Raw genomic sequence first — 18,029 nt, 5'->3', positions numbered from 1 at the left:
CTGGACATCGGGCAGTTCGCACTGCTCAAACCCGTGGATTGCCGCATCGCCATTTGGACGATATAGTCGTCAAATCAGCGAACCATTGGCAAAATCCACGATGTCCGCCACTCCGCCTTCCCTGCTCGGCGAATCGCCCGCCTTCCTGGCGGCGCTGGCGCATGTGTCGCGGGTGGCGCCGCTGGAACGGCCGGTGCTGGTGATCGGCGAGCGCGGGACCGGCAAGGAGCTGATCGCCGCCCGGCTGCACTACCTGTCGCAGCGGTGGGACCGCCCCTTCGTCAAGGTGAACTGCGCGGCCCTGCCGGAGTCGCTGCTGGATTCGGAGCTGTTCGGGCATGAGGCCGGGGCCTTCACCGGCGCCACCCGCCGGCAGATCGGCCGGATCGAGCAGGCCGACGGCGGCACCCTGTTCCTCGACGAGATCGCCACCGCCTCCCCCGCCGTTCAGGAAAAGCTGCTGCGCGCCGTCGAGTATGGCGAGATCGAGCGGGTCGGCGGGCGCACCGCCACCGTCGATGTCCGGGTCGTCGGCGCCACCAATGCCGACCTGCCGGCGCTGGCCGCCGCCGGCCGCTTCCGCGCCGACCTGCTCGACCGGCTGGCCTTCGATGTGGTGACCCTGCCGCCGCTGCGCGCCCGCCCCGACGACATCCCGCCGCTGGCCGAGCATTTCGCCCATGGCATGGTGCGCGAGCTGCAGCGCCCGCTGTTCCCAGGCTTCACCGACGACGCCCTCTGCCGGCTGCGCGGCCACGACTGGCCCGGCAACGTGCGCGAGCTGCGCAACGCGGTGGAGCGCTCCGTCGCCGCCGCCGACCCCGACGAGCCGCTCGACCACATCGTCCTCGACCCCTTCGAGTCGCCCTGGCGTCCGGCCGCGGCCCCGAATGCACGCCAAGAGGCGGCACGCATCGAGGCGGCGCCTCCCACAACGCAGGCCCCCACCGCCGCCCCCGTCTTCGATGGCGGCATCCTCGATCAGGTCCGCGCTTTCGAGGAATCGATCCTGCGCGATGCGCTGGAGCGCAACCGCTTCAACCAGCGCCAGACCGCCGAGTCGCTGGGGCTGGGCTATCACCAGCTGCGCGGCATGCTGAAGAAGCACGGGCTGATCCCGCCGGCCCATCTGCGACCTTAGGCCGTCCCCGGGCTGCTCGTTTGCCGTGTTATACCAGTTGCCAACCGCCGGCAGAGCGGTTCGCCACGATACGGGATGGGGAGCAGCACGATGGTCACCAGCATGTCGGGTCTTGAGGTCCGCGGTCCGATCAAGCCCGGTTTCGAGGAGATCCTGACGCCGGAGGCGATGGCCTTTCTAGCGGAGCTGGAGGGGCGCTTCGGCGGCGAACGGCTGCGGCTGCTGGATGTGCGGACCAAGCGGCAGGCATTGCTCGACCAGGGCCACAAGCCCGACTTCCTGCCGGAAACCCGCGCGATCCGCGACGCCGACTGGACGATCAGCCCGCTGCCCGTCGACCTGCTCGACCGCCGGGTGGAGATCACCGGCCCGGTCGACCGCAAGATGGTCATCAACGCGCTGAACAGCGGCGCCAAGCTCTTCATGGCCGATTACGAGGATGCCACCTGCCCGACCTGGACCAATCTGGTCGAGGGGCAGATCAACATCCGCGACGCGGTGCGCCGGACCATCGCCCACGAGGATCCGGCCAGCGGGAAGAAATACCGCCTCGGAGACAAGACCGCCGTGCTCAAGGTCCGGCCGCGCGGCTGGCATCTGGAGGAGCGCCATGTGCTGATGGACGGCGAGCCGATGTCGGGCGCGCTGTTCGACTTCGGCCTGCATGTTTTCCACAACGCCAAGGAGCTGCTGGCGCGCGGCAGCGGCCCCTATTTCTACCTGCCCAAGCTGGAAAGCCATTTCGAGGCGCGGCTGTGGCGCGAGGTCTTCCTGGTGGCGGAGGAGTATCTCCATCTGCCGCACGGCTCGATCAAGGCGACGGTGCTGATCGAGACCATCCTCGCCGCCTTCGAGATGGACGAGATCCTGTATGAGCTGCGCGAGCATTCCGCCGGCCTGAACTGCGGCCGCTGGGACTATATCTTCAGCTTCATCAAGAAGTTCCGCAAGGACCCCGCCGCCGTCATGCCCGACCGGGCGGAGGTGACGATGGCCACCCCCTTCCTGTCGGCCTACAGCCAGCTGGCGGTCAAGACCTGCCACCGCCGCAACGCGCCGGCCATCGGCGGCATGGCCGCCTTCATCCCGGTCAAGGACAACCCGGAGGCCAACGAGGTCGCCTTCTCCCGCGTGCGCGCCGACAAGGAGCGCGAGGCGTCCAACGGCCATGACGGCACCTGGGTCGCACATCCCGGGCTGGTCCCGGTGGCGCGCGAGGTGTTCGACGCCTACATGCCGACGCCGAACCAGATCGCCCGCAAGCGCACCGACGTGAGCGTCACCGCCGCCGACCTGCTGGCGGTGCCCGCCGGGCCGAAGACCGAGGCGGGCCTGCGCAACAATGTGGCGGTCGGCATCGGCTATATCGAGGCGTGGCTGCGCGGCCAGGGCTGTGTCCCGCTGTTCAACCTGATGGAGGACGCCGCCACGGCGGAGATCAGCCGCACCCAGCTCTGGCAATGGCTCCACACCGGCACCGCGCTGGACGACGGTCAGGCCGTGACGCTGGACCTCGTCGACCGCGTCATCGCCGGGGAGCTGTCGGCCTGGAAGGCCCGCGTCGGCGCCGAAGCCTACGCCGGGGGCCGCTACACCGACGCCGCGGCCCTGTTCCGCGATCTGGTCGCGCGGGAGGACTTCACCGACTTCCTGACCCTGCCGGCCTATGAGCGGGTGGTGGCGGAGGGAGCGTAAAAGGCGAAGCGTCAAGGAGGGGGACGCAACGCCCCCTACCCCAGCCGCCCCAGCCGGACCGTCAGCGGCCAGCGGATCCGCCGCTCGGTCTCCGGGTCGCCCCACAGCGGCGCGATCTCCTCGGCAAACTCCTCCAGCGGGTTGCTGCCCAGCGCCCTGGTCGCCGCCTTCACCCCCGACCAGGTGTTCATGTAGCCGAGCAGCCGCGGCAGCGGCCACGCCGCCTCCATCGCCAGCGGCGGCACCGGCAGTTCCGGAAACGGGAAGTCCATGCCGCGATAGCCCTCGATCACCTTCCAGCGGTCGGCCGGCCAGTAAGGCCCCAGCGTGCCGTTGTGGAACCGCTCCACCACCGGATCCAGAACGGGATCGTCCAGCCACTGGCGGCCGTAGCAGACCAGCGCCACCGCCGCCCCCGGCTTCGCCACCCGCCGCACCTCGGCATAGAAGCGCCCGAGGTCGAACCAGTGCGCCGCCTGCGCCGCGACGATCAGGTCGCAGCAGCCGTCGGGGAGGCCGCTTTGCTCCGCCGGGGCGACGGCATAGCGGACGCGGTCATGCGCTTGGCCTTGCGCGATCTGCTCCGCGCTGGCGTCGGTGGCCTGGACCGCCGCGAACTGCCCGGCCAGCGCCACGGAGAACTGCCCGTTGCCGCAGCCGACGTCCCAGGCCAACCCGCGCGCCGGTGCCGCATCGGCCAGGGCGGCTGCCAATCCGGGCGGATAGCTCGGCCGGAAGGCGCGGTAGTCGCCGGCATGGCCGGAGAAATGGTCCTTGAAGGAGCGCATGGGGTGGGATCGCCTCGATCAACCGGGACAACGATTAGGCTTGGAATTTCCCGGCGGATGAGGATAAACCCTGTGGGTTCGTCGCGGAACCCTTCCCGGGGTGCCCCGCATCTTTCCGCTGTGGCGCAGGCGCGCCGGGCGTGCTACCAAGCGCGCGATTTTTCGTGCGCCTCGCCAACCACCTGTGTCCGGCATGCAGACCTTCCTGGAATTCGAAAAGCCCATCGCCGAGCTTGAAGGCAAGATCGAGGAGTTGCGGCATCTGACCAACGCCGGCGACATCAACATCGCCGACGAGGTCGCCAAGCTGCAGGCCAAGGTCGACAAGCTCCTGCGGCAGACCTACGCCAAGCTCACGCCCGCGCAGAAGGTACAGGTGGCCCGCCACCCCAATCGGCCGCACTGCCTGGACTATGTGCATGGCCTGATCGAGGACTTCACGCCGCTGGCCGGCGACCGCCATTTCGCCGAGGACCGTGCGGTCATCGGCGGTCTGGGTCGCTTCCGCGGCCGGTCCGTGGTGGTGATCGGCCAGGAGAAGGGCAACGACACCGAAACGCGCGTCCGCCACAATTTCGGCATGGCGAAGCCGGAAGGCTACCGCAAGGCCCAGCGCCTGATGGATCTGGCCGACCGCTTCAAGCTGCCGGTGGTCTCGCTGGTCGACACCGCCGGCGCCTTCCCCGGCGTCCAGGCGGAGGAGCGCGGCCAGGCCGAGGCCATCGCCAAGAGCATCGAGCGCTGCCTGCGGCTGAACGTGCCGATGGTCGCCTCGGTCATCGGCGAAGGCGGCTCGGGCGGCGCCATCGCGATCGCCACCGCCGACCGCGTGCTGATGCTGGAACACGCGATCTATTCGGTGATCTCGCCGGAAGGCTGCGCGTCGATCCTGTGGCGCAGCTCCGACATGGCGGGCGAGGCGGCCATCGCGCTGCGCCTGATCAGCCAGGACCTGAAGGAACTGGGCGTCATCGACCATGTGGTGAGCGAGCCCATCGGCGGCGCCCACCGCGACCCGGCCGAGACGATCAGGAAGCTGGGCGACTGCATCGAGGAGTCGCTGGGCGAAATGGACGGGCTGGACGGCGTCACCCTGCGCGCCAAGCGCCGCGAGAAGTTCCTGGAGATGGGGCAGAAGGGCCTGGGCTGAAGCCCGAAGCCCTGTGCGGCCCTCCCCCGCACTCGCGGGGGAGACTCTCCCCTACAGCAAAAACACCGACGCCAGCCCGAGGAATGCCAGGAAGCCGACGACGTCCGTCACCGTCGTCAGGAACACCGCACTCGACACCGCCGGGTCCACCCCCAGCTTTTCCAGACCCAGCGGAATCAGCGCTCCGCTCAGGCCCGCCACCACCAGATTGATGATCATGGCGAGTCCGATGACGACGCCGATCAGCGGGCCGTACCAGACCAGCGCGATCAGCCCGACCATCACGGCGAAGATGCCGCCGTTGATCAGCCCGACCAGCAGCTCCTTCCCCACCACGCGCATCGCGTTGGCCGACGACAGGTCGTGAGTCGCGAGCGCGCGGACGACGACCGCCAGCGTCTGGGTGCCGGCATTGCCGCCCATCGAGGCGACGATGGGCATCAGCACCGCCAGCGCCACGATCTGCTCGATGGTGCCCTCGAACAGCGAGATGACGCCCGAGGCCAGGAAGGCGGTGCCGAGGTTGATGGTCAGCCAGCCGACACGGCTGCGGGCGATGTCGCCGATGCCGCTGAACACGCCGCTGTCGCCCGACCCGCTCAGCTTGCGCAGGTCGTCGTCCGCCTCCTCGTCGATGATGCGCACTACGTCGTCGACGGTTATGACGCCGATCAGCCGGCCGGCGGCATCGACCACCGGGGCCGACACCAGGGCATATTGACGGAACAGGTTCGCCACCTCCTCCCGCTCCATGGTGGCGGGGATGGCGTCGACCTCGCCGGTCACCAGATCGGCGATGCGCACGGCCCGGCGCTGGCGCAGCAGGCGCGACAGCGGCACGGCCCCGACCACCCGGTGCATCGGATCGACGATGAAGATGTCGTAGAAATCCTCCGGCAGCGTGTCGGTCGCCGCCCGGATGAAGTCGATGGTCTTGCCGACCGTCCAGAATTCCGGCACCGCGACCAGCTCGCGCTGCATCATGCGGCCGGCGCTGTCCTCGTCGTAGGTCAGGTTCTCCTGGACCAGGGCGCGTTCGGCATCGGGCAGCTTCGCCAGGATCTGCGCCCGCGTCTCCGCGTCCAGATCCTCGATCAGCTCCACCGCGTCGTCGGTGTCGAGGTCGGCGACGGCGTCGGCCAGTTCCTGCGGCTCGAACCGCCCGATCAGCGATTCGCGCAGGTCCGGGTTCAGGTAGGACAGCACCTCGCCATCCAGCTCGGTGGGCAGCAGGTCGATCAGGTCGGCGCGCTCGGCCGGCTCCGCCTGTTCGATCAGGTCGGCGATGTCGGCGGCATGCAGCCCGTCCAGCCGCGCCAGCACGGCATCGCGCTCGCGGGCGCGCAGCAGGCCGGCGATCGCCTCCACGAACTCCGGCTCGACGCCGTAGCGACGTTCGTCCTCCGCCTCCAGGCCCTGTCCCTGGGCATGACCATGGGCGCTGGCGGCGCTGTCCGTCCGCGGAACCGGTGCATGGGGATCGGTGTGCATGCCGGCACCCTCCCTTCGACGATGCAATCCCAGGATGCCAAGCCGAAGCGGCGGCAAGGGAACGGCAGACGGCTCCGCGACATCGGACGGTGGCCGGCGGCGTTCAGGGTTTGCGGGTTGTGGAAGCCTTCCGGCCGGTTCCGGAAATCCGCTGCAAGGGAACGGGACCGGTGTCGGCGGAAGCGACCCCGACATAGAGGCGCCGCCTCCGTTTGTCCAGCCCGCTTCGGCAGGGGCCGGCCGGCTCGGCCGCTTTTGCCACCATACCCTTGCACCGCCGCAACCCTTCATGCTCCCATAGGCCCGCAGCGCATCGCAGGCGCCGCATCATGGGGAGAGGGACAGGACGGGCCGATGGAGTATGCCTTCACCACTGTCGACGGTTGCGACGGCATCCTGTTGTCCGGCCGCTGCACCTATGAGGATGGCAACCGCTTCCACGACATGCTGCGCGACTGGGATTTCGCGGCCAAACCGGTGGTCCGGATCGACCTGCGTTTCGTCACCTTCATCGATTCCGCCGCCATCGGGATGATGTTCATCCTGGCCAACCGCTGCCGGGAGGCCGGCGGCCACATCGTCGCCAGCGGCGCGCCCCCTCACATCGTCCGCGCGCTGCGCCGCGCCACGCTGGACCGATACATCGAGTTCCGCTGAAAAGGACAAGGGGCCGGAAAAGACGAAGGGCGGTGCCGCACCGTGCACCGCCCTTCGTCTTTTCCGCCTCGAGATCGAACGGTCACGACCGATCAGGTCGGGTTCGGCACCGCGGCACCCGTATCGACGCCGAGCTTGGCGCGGGCCAGGCTGTTCAACGCCTCGGTATCGGCGAAGACGTAGCCCTTCTCGATCAGCTTGGACGTGTAGCTCTTGTTGTAGAGAAACGCGGCGATGATGCTGGAAATGTTACCGGTGAAGAAGGCCAGCAGCGTCAGGAGAAGGCCCATTCCCCAGTCGCCGCGGAACAGGGCAGGAAAGCCGCCGAAGAACAGCGTGGTCCAGCTGAACCCGACCAGCCCCTTCTTGGTAAGCCCCGTCTGCGGGTGCTTCATCATCACGACAGTCGCCATCAAATCCCCCATGCAATCCGTATCTTGAATGGCTTGGCTTATCGCCATCCACTCCGCCTCTCGCAGCGCAGGATATTACCACTTTCGATAAGCGGCAAGAGTAGGACAGAAAACAGCAGGGCAATTGTTCTCTGACAGCATCATTCAGCCGATTATATTTTCTTCATATTATCGACATCGATATCAAATGCTTCTTCATCTCATGAAGCCACCCGCTGTCTGCAATCGGGAGTGTATGGCCCGGCGCCAGCGCGAGGCATCGGCGGGAGAGGCACCCCGAAGCCGCCGTCCCTGACCCGGATGGCGCCTTCCGATGCTCCATTGACCGCCCTTGTCATAAAACCGCAACACTTGGCACCTCCCTCCCGTCCTTTCGAGGAGACGCCGTGTGGAGTCTCTGCATCGCCTCGACCAGACGCTGCTGCTCTGGCTGAACCAGTTTGCCGGGCACAGCGCGGCGTTGGACATGGCGGTGCGCGGGATCGCCAACATCTATCTGGTCAAGCTCGGCCTGTTCAGCGCGGCGCTGTGGTGGCTCTGGTTCCGCCGGGAGGACACGCAGGGCGGACGCCGGCTGGTGGTGGACGCCATCGCCGCCGTGGTGCTGGCGGTGGCGGCATCCATCCTGATCCAGGCGGTGATGCCGGCCCGGCCCCGACCGTTGCACGACGCCGGCCTGCCCTTCGTCCCGCCCATCGGCCAGAGCCGCGAGGCGCTGAAGAACTGGAGTTCCTTCCCCAGCGACAATGCCGCCCTGGGCTTCGCACTGGCCGCCACCTTCGTCCGCGCCTCCCGCCCGTGGGGACTGCTGGCCTGCCTGTGGGCAGCGCTGGTGATCTCGCTGCCGCGGGTCTATCTCGGCCTGCATTACCCTGGCGACGTCACCGGCGGCGCGCTGCTGGGCATCCTCAGCGCCGTCGCGGTCGCCCGGCTGCTGCCGATGGACGGCGTCCACCGGCTGGTCGCCCGGATTGAGGATCGCTGGCGCCCCTGGTTCTACAGCGGCGCCTTCCTGGCGATCTACGAGATGATGGTGCTGTTCGAGGATGTCCGCCGCGCCGCCGGCGGAGCATCGAAGCTGCTGCACGCGCTGGCCGGCTAAATCCAGCAACGCCGGGGCCCGGACACGAAAAAGCCCGCTCGGTCTTGCGACCTGCGGGCCTTTCGTCTTTCCCGTATCCCCGGGATGGTCCCATCTGCATGGGAGAGTGGTGCGGTCGAGAAGACTCGAACTTCCACGGGTTGCCCCACAGCGACCTCAACGCTGCGCGTCTACCAATTCCGCCACGACCGCATCAGGCTGGTAGTCCCCGACGCTCGCTTGCGCGCCTCATCGGGTGGAGCGGGTAGATATCAGCTTCCCGACGGTCGATCAAGCGCTACAATCATCTTCTGCGAAGAAAAATTCGGAACGGCCCTCCGGCCGGTCCGCCGATGCCATCAGAGAACCCATCGAATGACCTCCCTGACAAGCCAGCCTGCCAGCCTGTCCGCCAGTCAGCCCGACACCTCCGCCGCCCGGCAGCCGATCGAGTGGCGCATTTCCGACGAGCCTGTGCCCTACCCCGACGCCATCGCCGAGATGGAGGCCCGCGTCGAGGCGATCCGCGCCGGCACGGCACCCGAACTGGTCTGGCTGCTGGAACATCCGCCGCTCTACACCGCCGGTACCAGTGCCAGGGACGAGGATCTGCTGGAGGCCGACCGCTTCCCCGTCTACCGCAGCGGCCGCGGCGGCCAGTACACCTATCACGGGCCGGGACAGCGGGTGGCCTACGTCATGCTGGACCTGAAGGCGCGCGGCGCCGACATCCGCGGCTTCGTCCGCGACCTGGAGGAGTGGATCGTCCGCACGCTCGCCTCCTTCAACATCAAGGGCGAGCGGCGCGAGGGGCGCGTCGGCATCTGGGTCGACAAGCAGCCCTATGGCGGGCTGAAAGGGCAGGAGGACAAGATCGCCGCCATCGGCGTGCGGGTGCGCCGCTGGGTCAGCTTCCACGGCATCGCCCTGAACGTCGAGCCGGACCTGTCCCATTTCGGCGGCATCGTCCCCTGCGGCATCGCCGAGCATGGCGTCACCTCCATCGTGGCGCTGGGCCAGTTGGTGACGATGGAGGATGTGGACTCCGCCCTGATCGCGGCCTGGCCGGAGGTGTTCGGCGGCGAGATGCGGGATGGGTCGGAAGTCTAATACTTCTTGAACCCGCCGGCGGCCGGGGTGGCGGCCTGGTTGCCGGCAGGGTTCACCCGCGGGTCCTTGTTGTCCATCGACTGCACGGTGCAGTTGGTCGAATCGCCGTTGCGGAACAGGTAGATCTTCTTGCGGTCGGCCTTCCTGCCGGGGTCGCGCAGGTTCAGCCCATGGCCGAAGGCGACGCCCAGCACCTCGCCATTGTAATAGGCGCGGAAGCGCATCGGCTCGATTTCACCGAAGCGCAGGGCGGCGCAATCCTTGCTCAGCTCCTTCTCGAAGGTGCCGGCCTTGCGCCAGTCCTCCTTGGAGCGGATCGTCATCCATTGCGAGGGCAGCGCATACTGCACGATGGGCGGGGCGATGGGCAGGTTGCCCCCCGGCTGCGGCGGCGCCTGATGGCCGGGCTCCGTCCGCTCCAGCGCACCGGCCAGCGCCGGCGCGGCCCCCGGCAGCACCAGTCCGCACAGGCAAAGGGCTGCCAGAAAGCGCACCTCAAATCCGGACATCGAACCCACGCTCCTTCACCTCGCCCACCACATCGCCAGGCTGATGCTCCTTTGCCGGCTTGGCTTCGGGCGGTGCGGGGGCGACCGCCTCTCCCAGCCGGCCTGACAGCGTCAGCGCCAGTTCCATCGCCCCGCCATCGGCAGGCGCACCCGAGGGCGACAGCGTCACCGTGCCTTCCAGACCTTGCGGCGGCGCGGTCATCGCCGCGGTCAGCCTCTCCATCACCCGGCCCAGATCGTCGATGGCGACCCGGTCGGTCTCGACCGTCAGCCCCTTGCCCGGCCGGATGGCGGAGCGGAGGGCGCCGAGCATGGCGGCCAGCCCCTCCCCCCTCTCTTCCGCCGGCACCCGCGCCAGCGCAAGGGCCGCACCGTCCAGCCGCACGCACGCCTTTCCATCGGACAAGGCAAGGCCGATCCCGCTCAGCTCGACCGCCACCTCCTGCCGGACATCGTCTGCCAAGGGCCGCAAAGCGCCCGCCGGGCCATCCAGCGCGGCGACGGCAGCCCGGCGCTCGGCATCGCCGAAGCGGGCGGCCAGCGCCGTCTCCGCCGCCGCGGCCTCGCTCCCGCCCATCCCGAAGGCGGTCAGCAGCCGCCCGAGATCGCGCGCCAGCGCCCGGATCGCAGGGTCCAGCCGGTCGGCAAGGCCATCATCAGCCGCCGAAGCTTGGAGAGCTTGGAACGGGCGTGCCGGCGCATCCTCCACCGCCACCGGCCCCAGGCTGAGACGGACGGCGGGGTCCTGCCCCGGCCCGGCGGAGGATTTCGGAGTCGGGGCGGCCCCCGGCTTGCGGCCGGTCTTGTCCTTCGCCTTCGCCGCCTTGGCGAAGACGCCGGTGAGCATGGCCTTCATCCCGGCCACATCCGATTTGCTGGCGGTCATCCCGGCCGTCGTCCCTCAACCACAGGGCCCAAAATCCGCATCCACCGCCAGCATGCCGCCGTCATGGTTAGCGGAAGGCTAACGCCGGGCTCATGCCGTCGGCCGCTGCTCGAACCCGGCCATGCCCGGATCCTGTTCCGGTTCGGACACCACGTCGCGGACGATTGCCGACGGCGGGCCGCGGCGGCAGTCCTCCAGCATGCGGTCGACGGCGTCGGCGGGGCCGGCGAACAGGGCCTCCACCGTGCCGTCGCTGCGGTTGCGCACCCAGCCGGTCAGGCCGAGCGTGCCGGCCCGCTCAACGGTCCAGCCACGATACCACACCCCCTGCACCTTGCCCTGGATGCGGACACGCACCGCCTTCCGGTCGTCGGCGCTCATGCGGCGCCATCCTTCGCCGCGGTCCGCCTGACCTGCTCCTCGTCCAGCAGGGCCTTGCGGGACAGTTTCCCGATCATGGTCTTGGGCAGCTCCTGGCGGAATTCCACGACTTTCGGCATCTCGATGGGCGACAGCTTGTCCTTCAGGAAGGCGGTCAGCTCCCCGGCGGTCAGGCTCTGGCCGTCGTCGAGCCGGACATAGGCCTTGACCGTCTGGCCGCGATACTCGTCCGGCACGCCGGCCACCACGCACTCGGCGACGGCGGGATGCAGGTAGATCGCCTCCTCGACATTGCGGGGATAGACGTTGAAACCGCTGCACAGGATCATGTCCTTGATGCGGTCGACGATGGTGGTGTAGCCGTCCTCGTCCATGATCCCGACATCGCCGGTGTGCAGCCGCCCGTCGATCAGCGTCTCAGCCGTTTCGGCCGGGCGGCGCCAATAGCCCTTCATCACCTGCGGCCCGCGGATGCAGACCTCGCCCTTCTCGCCGGGGGGCAGGACGCGGCGCGGCTCCTCCAGGCTGACGATCTCGATGATCGTACCAGGCAGCGGCAGGCCGATGGAGCCCTTCTTGGTCGCATGCAACACCGCCGGGTTCACCGTCGCGACGGGCGAGCATTCCGACAGTCCGTAGCCTTCCACCAGCGTGCAGCCGGTGGTGCGCTCGAACGCCTCCTTCACCTCCAGCGGCAGCGGCGCCCCGCCCGACATGCAGAAGCGGATGGAGGACAGGTCGTAGTCCTTCAGGTGCTTGTGATGGTTGATCGCCGTGTAGATGGTCGGCACCGCCGGGAACAGGGTGATCCGCTCCTTCTGCAGGGTGCGCATCACCTGCTCCAGTTCGAAGCGCGGCAGCAGGATGATCTCCGCCCCCAGATGAAGGCCGAAATTCATCACCGCGGTCATGGCGAAGACATGGAACAGCGGCAGCACGCCCAGCATGCGCTCCTGCCCGTCTTCCGCACCGCCCTCCCCCGGCTTGCGCTCCTTGGCCGCGTACCAGGTCGCGCACTGGATGGTGTTGGCGTAGAGGTTGGCGTGGGTCAGCATCGCGCCCTTCGGCACGCCGGTGGTGCCGCCGGTGTATTGCAGCACCGCCACGTCCTCCCGCGCATCGAGGACGACCGGGCTCGGCCGGCCGTCATTTGCGATCAGCCTGGCAAAGGGGATGTGGCGGTCGTCGCGCGGGATCGCCGCGATCTCCGCCTTCTTGGCGATGGGGAACAGCCAGTTCTTCGGGAAGGGCAGGATGTCGGCCATGCGGCAGATCACCAGCCGCTTCAGCCCGGTCTCGGCCAGCATCCGCGCCATCTTGTCATACAGCAGCTTCAGGTCCAGCGTGACCATCAGGTCGATGTCGCTGTCGCCGATCTGGTGGACCAGTTCGCGTTCGGCATAGAGCGGGTTGAAGTTCACCACCGTGCCGCCGGCCTTCAGGATGGCGAAGAAGGCGACGACGTAATAGGGCGTGTTGGGCAGGAACAGCCCGACCCGCGTCCCCTTGCCCACCCCGATGGCCTGGAAGCCGCGGGCGGCGCGGTCGACCAGCCGGCCCAACTCGCGGTAGCTGGTGCGCTTGCCGAGGAAATTCAGGCAGGGCTTGTCGCCATGGCGGGCGACCGCCCCCTCCAGCAGTTCGGTCAGCGGCCGGACCGGGATCGGCATCGCCCAGTCCACCGTCGGCGGGTACGAGGCCAGCCATGGATAATCGGGCAGCTTGCGGGCGGCATCTCCCATCGCGCGGTTCCTCCCCCATTGGTTCCTGTTCCCGGTTGCCGGTTTCGTCCGGCACCGTCTTCTCCCCCGAGCCTACGCCGGGAAGCGGGGAATTGTCCCCTGGAGAGGAGATGGGATCGCGACCCCCATGAACAAGCGGGAGATGAACAAGCGGAGGCTGTAGCGCGCGCTCCCTTAACGACTGCGCAGCCGGTGCAGCACCTCCACCGCCATCCATTCGGCCAGCGCCCCGTCCTCGCCATCCAGAAGGACGGCGACGGAGACCGGGACCGGCCCCGGCGCATGGTAGGCCGCCGGCGTCACCCCCGGACCGCCGCCGGTATGGCCCCAATAGGGACCGGCCGCCGGGTCCAGCTCCACCATCATCCCCAGCCCATAGGACGGCTCGACCCAGGGCCGCCCGCCCATCGGCCCGCCGACCGGCAGCCCATCGCGCATGCGCCGCAGCAACGGGCCCGGCAGATACTCCTCGGCCAGACCATGAATGAGGCGGCAGGCGTCCGCCGCCGTCATCGCCACCACCCCATGCGACACCCAGCCGGGATGATAGGCCTCCGCCACCGCAGCCCCGCCGAAGGCCGGGCTCGGCCCGAAGAACAGCCCGTCGAGGTCGGCGCGGTCACGCAGCAGCGACGCGCTGGCGAGGCCGAGCGGCGCGAAGACCTCGCGCCCCAGAATCTCCGCCAGCGGAGCGCCGCCCGCCCGCTCCAGCAGCCGGCCGATCAGCAGATAGCCGATGTTGGAATAGGCGAAGCTGCCGACCGGCGGCCCCTCCAGTCCGCAGCGGGCCAGGAACTCGTCGCCGCTCCAAGGCGTCGCACCGGCGGCGACGGCGGCGTGATAGTCGGCCTGCCCGCCATAATCCGGCAGTCCGGCTCGGTGGGTCAGGATCTGCGCCACGGTGACCGATCCCTGCCGTCCGGCCAGTTCCGGCAGCCAGCGCTCCGCCGGCCCATCCAGCTCGACCACGCCGCGGGCGACCAGCCGCAGCACGGCTGCGGCGAGAATGGTCTTGGTCAGGCTGTAGACCAGGGCGCGCCGGTCGGCCATATCGTCGCCCGCCGCCCCGCTGCCCGTCGCCCCGCTATGCGTCCCTTTCCGCCGCAGCGCCAGTGTCCGCACCGGTTCCGCATCGGCGCCCCGGCCGCGGGCGATGGCGACGAGCGCCGTGGACGCCGGGGCCGGGCTTGCGCTGTCCTCCTCCAGCAGGCCGGCGAGCGCCACGGTCAGCACCGCCACTTCGGGATCCGCCCCGGCCGCCCCGTTCCTGTCCTTACCCATCGCCTGTCCGCTCCCCGCCGCCGATTCCGTTTGTCCTCACAGATAAGAAGGCCGTCGGCCGGCAAATGAAAATCCGGTCCGATCCTACTGGGGCGCCCCTCAACTGTCCCGTTAACCATAGCCGGCCGCTGACGCATCCCACGAGTTGAGCTATCCTGTTGAGACCGCCCCTGTGGAGGGCCGCGCCATGCCCGTGATGGACGCCGACCAGCGCCGCAAACTGGAAGATCAGCTGCTTCGCAAGGCGGAGGAGGCGGTGCGGATCCTGCGCCGGGAGGCGGAAACCGGCGATCCCGCCCATGTCGACTCGCTGGCGGAGGGGCTGGCCGGGCTGCTGAAGACCCGGGAATTCCCCAGCCTGCGCGCCGCCGAGTTCCGCGAGCTGTCCCGCGTCTACCAGCGCGGCGCCTACCAGCGCAGCGTCGATTCGCTGCTGGTCCAGGCCGAACGCTGCGGCCATCGCGGCGACGAGAAGGGGCGCAACGCGCTGCTGACCCAGGCGAAGGACCATTTCGCCAAGGCCCTGCGGTTCGGTGCCGACGACGAGTTCCGCCACGGCGTCGAACGGCGCGTGCAGGCGACGCTGATGACCAGCAAGGACGGGGTGGACGAGCGCACCAAGCAGGCGGCCAAACGCAAGCTCGACCAGCACGATGTCGGCGCCAAGCCGCCGAACGGGATCGAACGCCGCCGTGCCATCCGCTACATGGACCCGGTCCTGGCGGTGGAGGCGGAGGGCCGGCGCTGCACCACGATCAATTGGTCGACCCGCGGCCTGCTGGTCGATCTGCCGCCGGGGGAGTTCGCTCATGCCGTCGGCGGCAAGCTGCGGCTGGAACTGCATTGCCCGGACATCCCGGAAACGGCCAACCCGGAAACAAGCCGCCCGGACAAATCCGGCCATCGGGTCGGCGGCCGGCAGATCGCCCATGTGGTGCGCCTCGACCCCGACCGCCACGCGGTGGCCCTGTCCTTCCCCGACATCAGCACCGTGATGCTGGACCTGATGCACGCCATGAAGGACGCCGGCATCAAGCCCGAACCGGAACGCTGATGCGGCCGTCCTCGCGCCCGCACCGCGCCGTCAGCCACCGACGAAGCGCCGGTTGTGGCCGCGCATCAGCGGATGCTCGTCCGGGCCGGCGACCGGCAGCAGGCCGTTGATCCGCGCCCCCGCTTCCGCCGGCAGGCAGAACAGGTTGATCCCCATGCCGAGCCCGTGGATCTCCGTCCCGGTGTCGACCAGCCCATAGCCGAAGATCGCCTCCGACCGCCCGGCGAAATTGGCCGGATTGTGGAAGGCCGGCAGATACCAGTAGCAGGCATAACCAAGCTCGCCGAGCAGGCGGATGAGCGCGCTCGACTTGTCGGGACGGTCGTTCTCCACATACAGCACCGGCCGGTCACGGGCGATCAGGCCACGGGCGCCCTCCAGAACCTCCGCTTCCATGCCCTCGACGTCGATCTTGACCAGGCGGATGCAGCCCGCCCCCTCACGGCACAGCCCGTCCAGCCGGTGCACCGGCACCGGCCGGTCCCCCGCCAGCGCGTCGAGCGACAGCGCCCCGTAATTGCCGTCCCTGTCCATCGCCACCGCGGCGAGGTGCAGCATGCCGTCGGCAGCCCCGGCGGCGGCCAGCACGCCGTCGGCCCAGTCCAGCCCGTTCAGCGCAAGATTTCCGCAGAGCAGCCGGTGGTTGGCATCGACCGGCTCCAGCGCCAGCACCCGGCCGGCAGGGCCGACCAGCCGCGCCAGCGCCACCGTGTGAGCGCCGATGTTGGCGCCGACGTCGATCACCCGGTCGCCGGCCCGGACGCACTGGCGGAACAGGGCGACCTCCTGCTCGAAATATTCAGCGTAATAGCCGAGCGACCGGCCGACAACGCTGTCGGTGCGCCGGTACATCATCAAGCCGTGCCGCGCCTTCACCAGCCCGACCGGACCCTCTCCACCCAGCAGATCGTCCGCCATCGCCTCCCCCCGCCGCTCCATCGGCCGGAAGTGTAGCGGAGCCCGATGCAAAGGTCGCGTCCGCCGGAGCCACGCGGCCCCCCTCCCCGGCCCGCGGCGGCCGGGGGAGAGGGCAAGGCATCAGCCTACGCCGATCCCGCTGGGTGCGGTGACGGCATGCTCCTTCAGGATCGCCTCGGAGATCGCCGACACTTCGATCAGCTGCACCTCGTAGCCCCACAAATTGGCGATGTGGCGCAGCACCGCCTTGGCGTCGCTCTCGTCGAGCAGCACGCCGTTGGTGACGCGGTGCTGCAGGATCAGCTTGCGGTCGCCGGCGAGATCGACGTCGACGATCTGGATGTCCGGTTCCAGGTAGCCCAAATCGTACTGGCGGGCCAGCTTCTTGCGGATGTCGCGGTATCCGCGCTCGTTGTGGATGTGATCGACCAGCAGATAGGGGTCTTCTGCGTCGTCGCGCACGCTGAACAGCTTGAGCTTCCGCATCAGGTGCGGACTGAGATACTGGAGGATGAAGCTCTCGTCGCGGAAGTTGGCCCAGGCCTCGCGCACCGCCGCCATGCCGTCGCCGCGGCCGGCGAGGTCGGGGAACCACTGGCGGTCCTCGTCGGTCGGCTTTTCGGCGATGCGGGCGATGTCCTGCATCATCGCGAAGCCGACCGCATAGGGGTTCAGGCCGGAGAAGCGCTTGTCGTCGAATTCCGGCTGGAACACGACGGAGGTGTGCGAGTGCAGGAATTCGAGGAAGGCGCCTTCGCTGATCTGGCCGGTCTCGTGCAGGCGGCTCATGATCTGGTAATGGACGTAGGTGGCGCAGCCCTCGTTCATCACCTTGGTCTGTTTCTGCGGATAGAAATACTGCGAGATGTGGCGGACGATGCGCAACAGCTCGCGCTGCCAATGCTCCAGCCGCGGCGCCTTCTTCTCCAGGAAATAGAGGATGTTCTCCTCGGGCAGGCCCAGCAGCTTCTTGCGCTCCGACACCGACTTGGCCGGGCGCGGGCCGGCGGCGGTTTTGGGCACCGTGCGCCATAGATCGTTGAAGGTCTGGTCCTGATATTCCTGCCGCTCGCGCTCGCGCCGCTGCTCGGTCCGCAGGTCGGACCGTTTCTTCGGGTATTTGTGCACGCCCTGGCTCATCAGCGCGTGGGCGGCGTCCAGCACCCGCTCCACCGCCGCATGGCCGTAGCGTTCCTCGCAATGGGCGATGTAGGTCTTGGCGAATTCCAGATAGTCGAGGATGCCCTGGGCATCGGTCCATTGCTGGAACAGCTGGTTGTTCTTGAAGAAATGGTTGTGGCCGAAGGCGGCGTGGGCGATCACCAGCGTCTGCATCGTCATGGTGTTCTCTTCCATGATGTAGCTGATGCAGGGGCTGGAGTTGATGACGATCTCATAGGCGAGGCCGCGATAGCCCTTGCGGTACATCATCTCGTCGCGGGCGAAATGCTTGCCGAAGGACCAGTGCTTGTACATCAGCGGCATGCCGATGGACGAATAGGCGTCGAGCATCTGCTCGGCGGTGATGACCTCGATCTGGTTGGGATAGACGTCGAGGCCCATCTCCTTCAGCGCGATGTGCTCGATGGCGTCATAGACGCGCTTGATCTTGTCGTAATCCCACTCGACGCCGTCATACAGCAGCGCCTCGGGTCTGGTGATCACAGCGGTCATTCTCGATCTCCCCCTGCCGCCCCTCTGCGCCCCCTGTGGGGGATGAGGGCGGTGATTT

17 protein-coding genes and 1 tRNA gene are annotated in these 18,029 nt (G+C 68.4%); 7 read left to right on the top strand and 11 right to left on the bottom strand.

The genetic code is table 11. The annotated features are described in order from the left end of the window. The first annotated feature begins 100 nt into the window (after nt 1–100). Together pspF and aceB are read left to right on the top strand one after the other, a co-directional pair. Nucleotides 101–1,141: a phage shock protein operon transcriptional activator gene (gene pspF, locus TSH64_RS12720; protein ID WP_199237549.1), complete on the top strand. Its 1,041-nt coding sequence runs from the start codon at nt 101–103 to the stop codon at nt 1,139–1,141. Nucleotides 1,142–1,231: 90 nt separating this feature from the next. Next, nucleotides 1,232–2,836 carry a malate synthase A gene (gene aceB, locus TSH64_RS12715; protein ID WP_109445412.1) on the top strand — a complete coding sequence of 535 codons (1,605 nt, stop codon included), beginning with the start codon at nt 1,232–1,234 and terminating at the stop codon, nt 2,834–2,836. Nucleotides 2,837–2,871: 35 nt separating this feature from the next. Here the strand turns inward: aceB and TSH64_RS12710 are convergent, their stop codons facing one another. Next, the gene (locus TSH64_RS12710; RefSeq protein ID WP_109445411.1) at nt 2,872–3,624 is read right to left on the bottom strand and encodes a class I SAM-dependent methyltransferase; all 753 of its coding nucleotides are present in this window, start codon (nt 3,622–3,624) and stop codon (nt 2,872–2,874) included. A 193-nt stretch (nt 3,625–3,817) separates the two neighbouring features. On the opposite strand from TSH64_RS12710, the gene TSH64_RS12705 reads away from it, so the two are divergent. Continuing rightward, nucleotides 3,818–4,774 (top strand): acetyl-CoA carboxylase carboxyltransferase subunit alpha, encoded by a 957-nt coding sequence (locus TSH64_RS12705; RefSeq protein WP_109445410.1) that lies wholly within the window; start codon nt 3,818–3,820, stop codon nt 4,772–4,774. A 51-nt stretch (nt 4,775–4,825) separates the two neighbouring features. Here the strand turns inward: TSH64_RS12705 and mgtE are convergent, their stop codons facing one another. Continuing rightward, nucleotides 4,826–6,265 carry a magnesium transporter gene (mgtE, locus tag TSH64_RS12700; protein WP_109445409.1) on the bottom strand — a complete coding sequence of 480 codons (1,440 nt, stop codon included), beginning with the start codon at nt 6,263–6,265 and terminating at the stop codon, nt 4,826–4,828. Between the two features lie 354 nt (nt 6,266–6,619). Between mgtE and TSH64_RS12695 the strand changes: the two genes are divergently transcribed. Then, complete coding sequence (locus TSH64_RS12695) at nt 6,620–6,922, top strand: STAS domain-containing protein (RefSeq protein ID WP_109445408.1); 303 nt, start codon at nt 6,620–6,622, stop codon at nt 6,920–6,922. Between the two features lie 92 nt (nt 6,923–7,014). Here the strand turns inward: TSH64_RS12695 and TSH64_RS12690 are convergent, their stop codons facing one another. Then, the gene (locus TSH64_RS12690; RefSeq protein WP_109452597.1) at nt 7,015–7,335 is read right to left on the bottom strand and encodes a hypothetical protein; all 321 of its coding nucleotides are present in this window, start codon (nt 7,333–7,335) and stop codon (nt 7,015–7,017) included. A gap of 388 nt (nt 7,336–7,723) precedes the next feature. Here TSH64_RS12690 and TSH64_RS12685 point away from each other — a divergent pair, with 388 nt between their 5' ends. After that, nucleotides 7,724–8,437: a phosphatase PAP2 family protein gene (locus TSH64_RS12685; protein ID WP_109445407.1), complete on the top strand. Its 714-nt coding sequence runs from the start codon at nt 7,724–7,726 to the stop codon at nt 8,435–8,437. Nucleotides 8,438–8,544: 107 nt separating this feature from the next. Here TSH64_RS12685 and TSH64_RS12680 read toward each other — a convergent pair. After that, nucleotides 8,545–8,629, bottom strand: a tRNA-Leu gene (locus TSH64_RS12680). Nucleotides 8,630–8,791: 162 nt separating this feature from the next. Here TSH64_RS12680 and lipB point away from each other — a divergent pair. After that, entirely contained in the window at nt 8,792–9,526 is a 735-nt protein-coding gene (gene lipB, locus TSH64_RS12675; protein WP_109445406.1) for a lipoyl(octanoyl) transferase LipB, read from the top strand. Here the strand turns inward: lipB and TSH64_RS12670 are convergent. From TSH64_RS12670 to TSH64_RS12650, 5 genes are all read right to left on the bottom strand, one after another. Then, nucleotides 9,523–10,035, bottom strand: coding sequence for a hypothetical protein (locus TSH64_RS12670; RefSeq protein ID WP_109445405.1), 513 nt, complete (start codon nt 10,033–10,035; stop codon nt 9,523–9,525). The genes lipB and TSH64_RS12670 overlap by 4 nt on opposite strands. Beyond that, nucleotides 10,022–10,921, bottom strand: coding sequence for a hypothetical protein (locus tag TSH64_RS12665; protein ID WP_109445404.1), 900 nt, complete (start codon nt 10,919–10,921; stop codon nt 10,022–10,024). The genes TSH64_RS12670 and TSH64_RS12665 overlap by 14 nt, the downstream gene beginning before the upstream one ends. A gap of 90 nt (nt 10,922–11,011) precedes the next feature. Next, entirely contained in the window at nt 11,012–11,302 is a 291-nt protein-coding gene (locus TSH64_RS12660; protein WP_109445403.1) for an acylphosphatase, read from the bottom strand. Further along, nucleotides 11,299–13,044 carry a long-chain fatty acid--CoA ligase gene (locus TSH64_RS12655; RefSeq protein WP_109445402.1) on the bottom strand — a complete coding sequence of 582 codons (1,746 nt, stop codon included), beginning with the start codon at nt 13,042–13,044 and terminating at the stop codon, nt 11,299–11,301. Before TSH64_RS12655 ends, TSH64_RS12660 begins: the two co-directional genes overlap by 4 nt. Before the next feature lie 174 nt (nt 13,045–13,218). After that, on the bottom strand, nt 13,219–14,325 hold the full coding sequence (locus TSH64_RS12650; RefSeq protein ID WP_109445401.1) for a serine hydrolase domain-containing protein: 1,107 nt from the start codon (nt 14,323–14,325) through the stop codon (nt 13,219–13,221). Nucleotides 14,326–14,512: 187 nt separating this feature from the next. On the opposite strand from TSH64_RS12650, the gene TSH64_RS12645 reads away from it, so the two are divergent. Beyond that, a complete protein-coding gene (locus TSH64_RS12645; RefSeq protein ID WP_109445400.1) occupies nt 14,513–15,379 on the top strand; it encodes a hypothetical protein in 867 nt (288 codons plus the stop codon). A 30-nt stretch (nt 15,380–15,409) separates the two neighbouring features. Here the strand turns inward: TSH64_RS12645 and TSH64_RS12640 are convergent, their stop codons facing one another. Both TSH64_RS12640 and TSH64_RS12635 read right to left on the bottom strand, forming a co-directional pair. After that, nucleotides 15,410–16,297 (bottom strand): FkbM family methyltransferase, encoded by an 888-nt coding sequence (locus tag TSH64_RS12640; RefSeq protein ID WP_247872911.1) that lies wholly within the window; start codon nt 16,295–16,297, stop codon nt 15,410–15,412. Between the two features lie 120 nt (nt 16,298–16,417). Next, complete coding sequence (locus TSH64_RS12635) at nt 16,418–17,971, bottom strand: SpoVR family protein (RefSeq protein WP_109445398.1); 1,554 nt, start codon at nt 17,969–17,971, stop codon at nt 16,418–16,420. Between the last annotated feature and the right edge of the window lie 58 nt (nt 17,972–18,029).

Source organism: Azospirillum sp. TSH64 (assembly GCF_003116035.1).
GTDB lineage: Bacteria > Pseudomonadota > Alphaproteobacteria > Azospirillales > Azospirillaceae > Azospirillum.
This window is presented reverse-complemented; position numbering and strand designations above follow the sequence as displayed.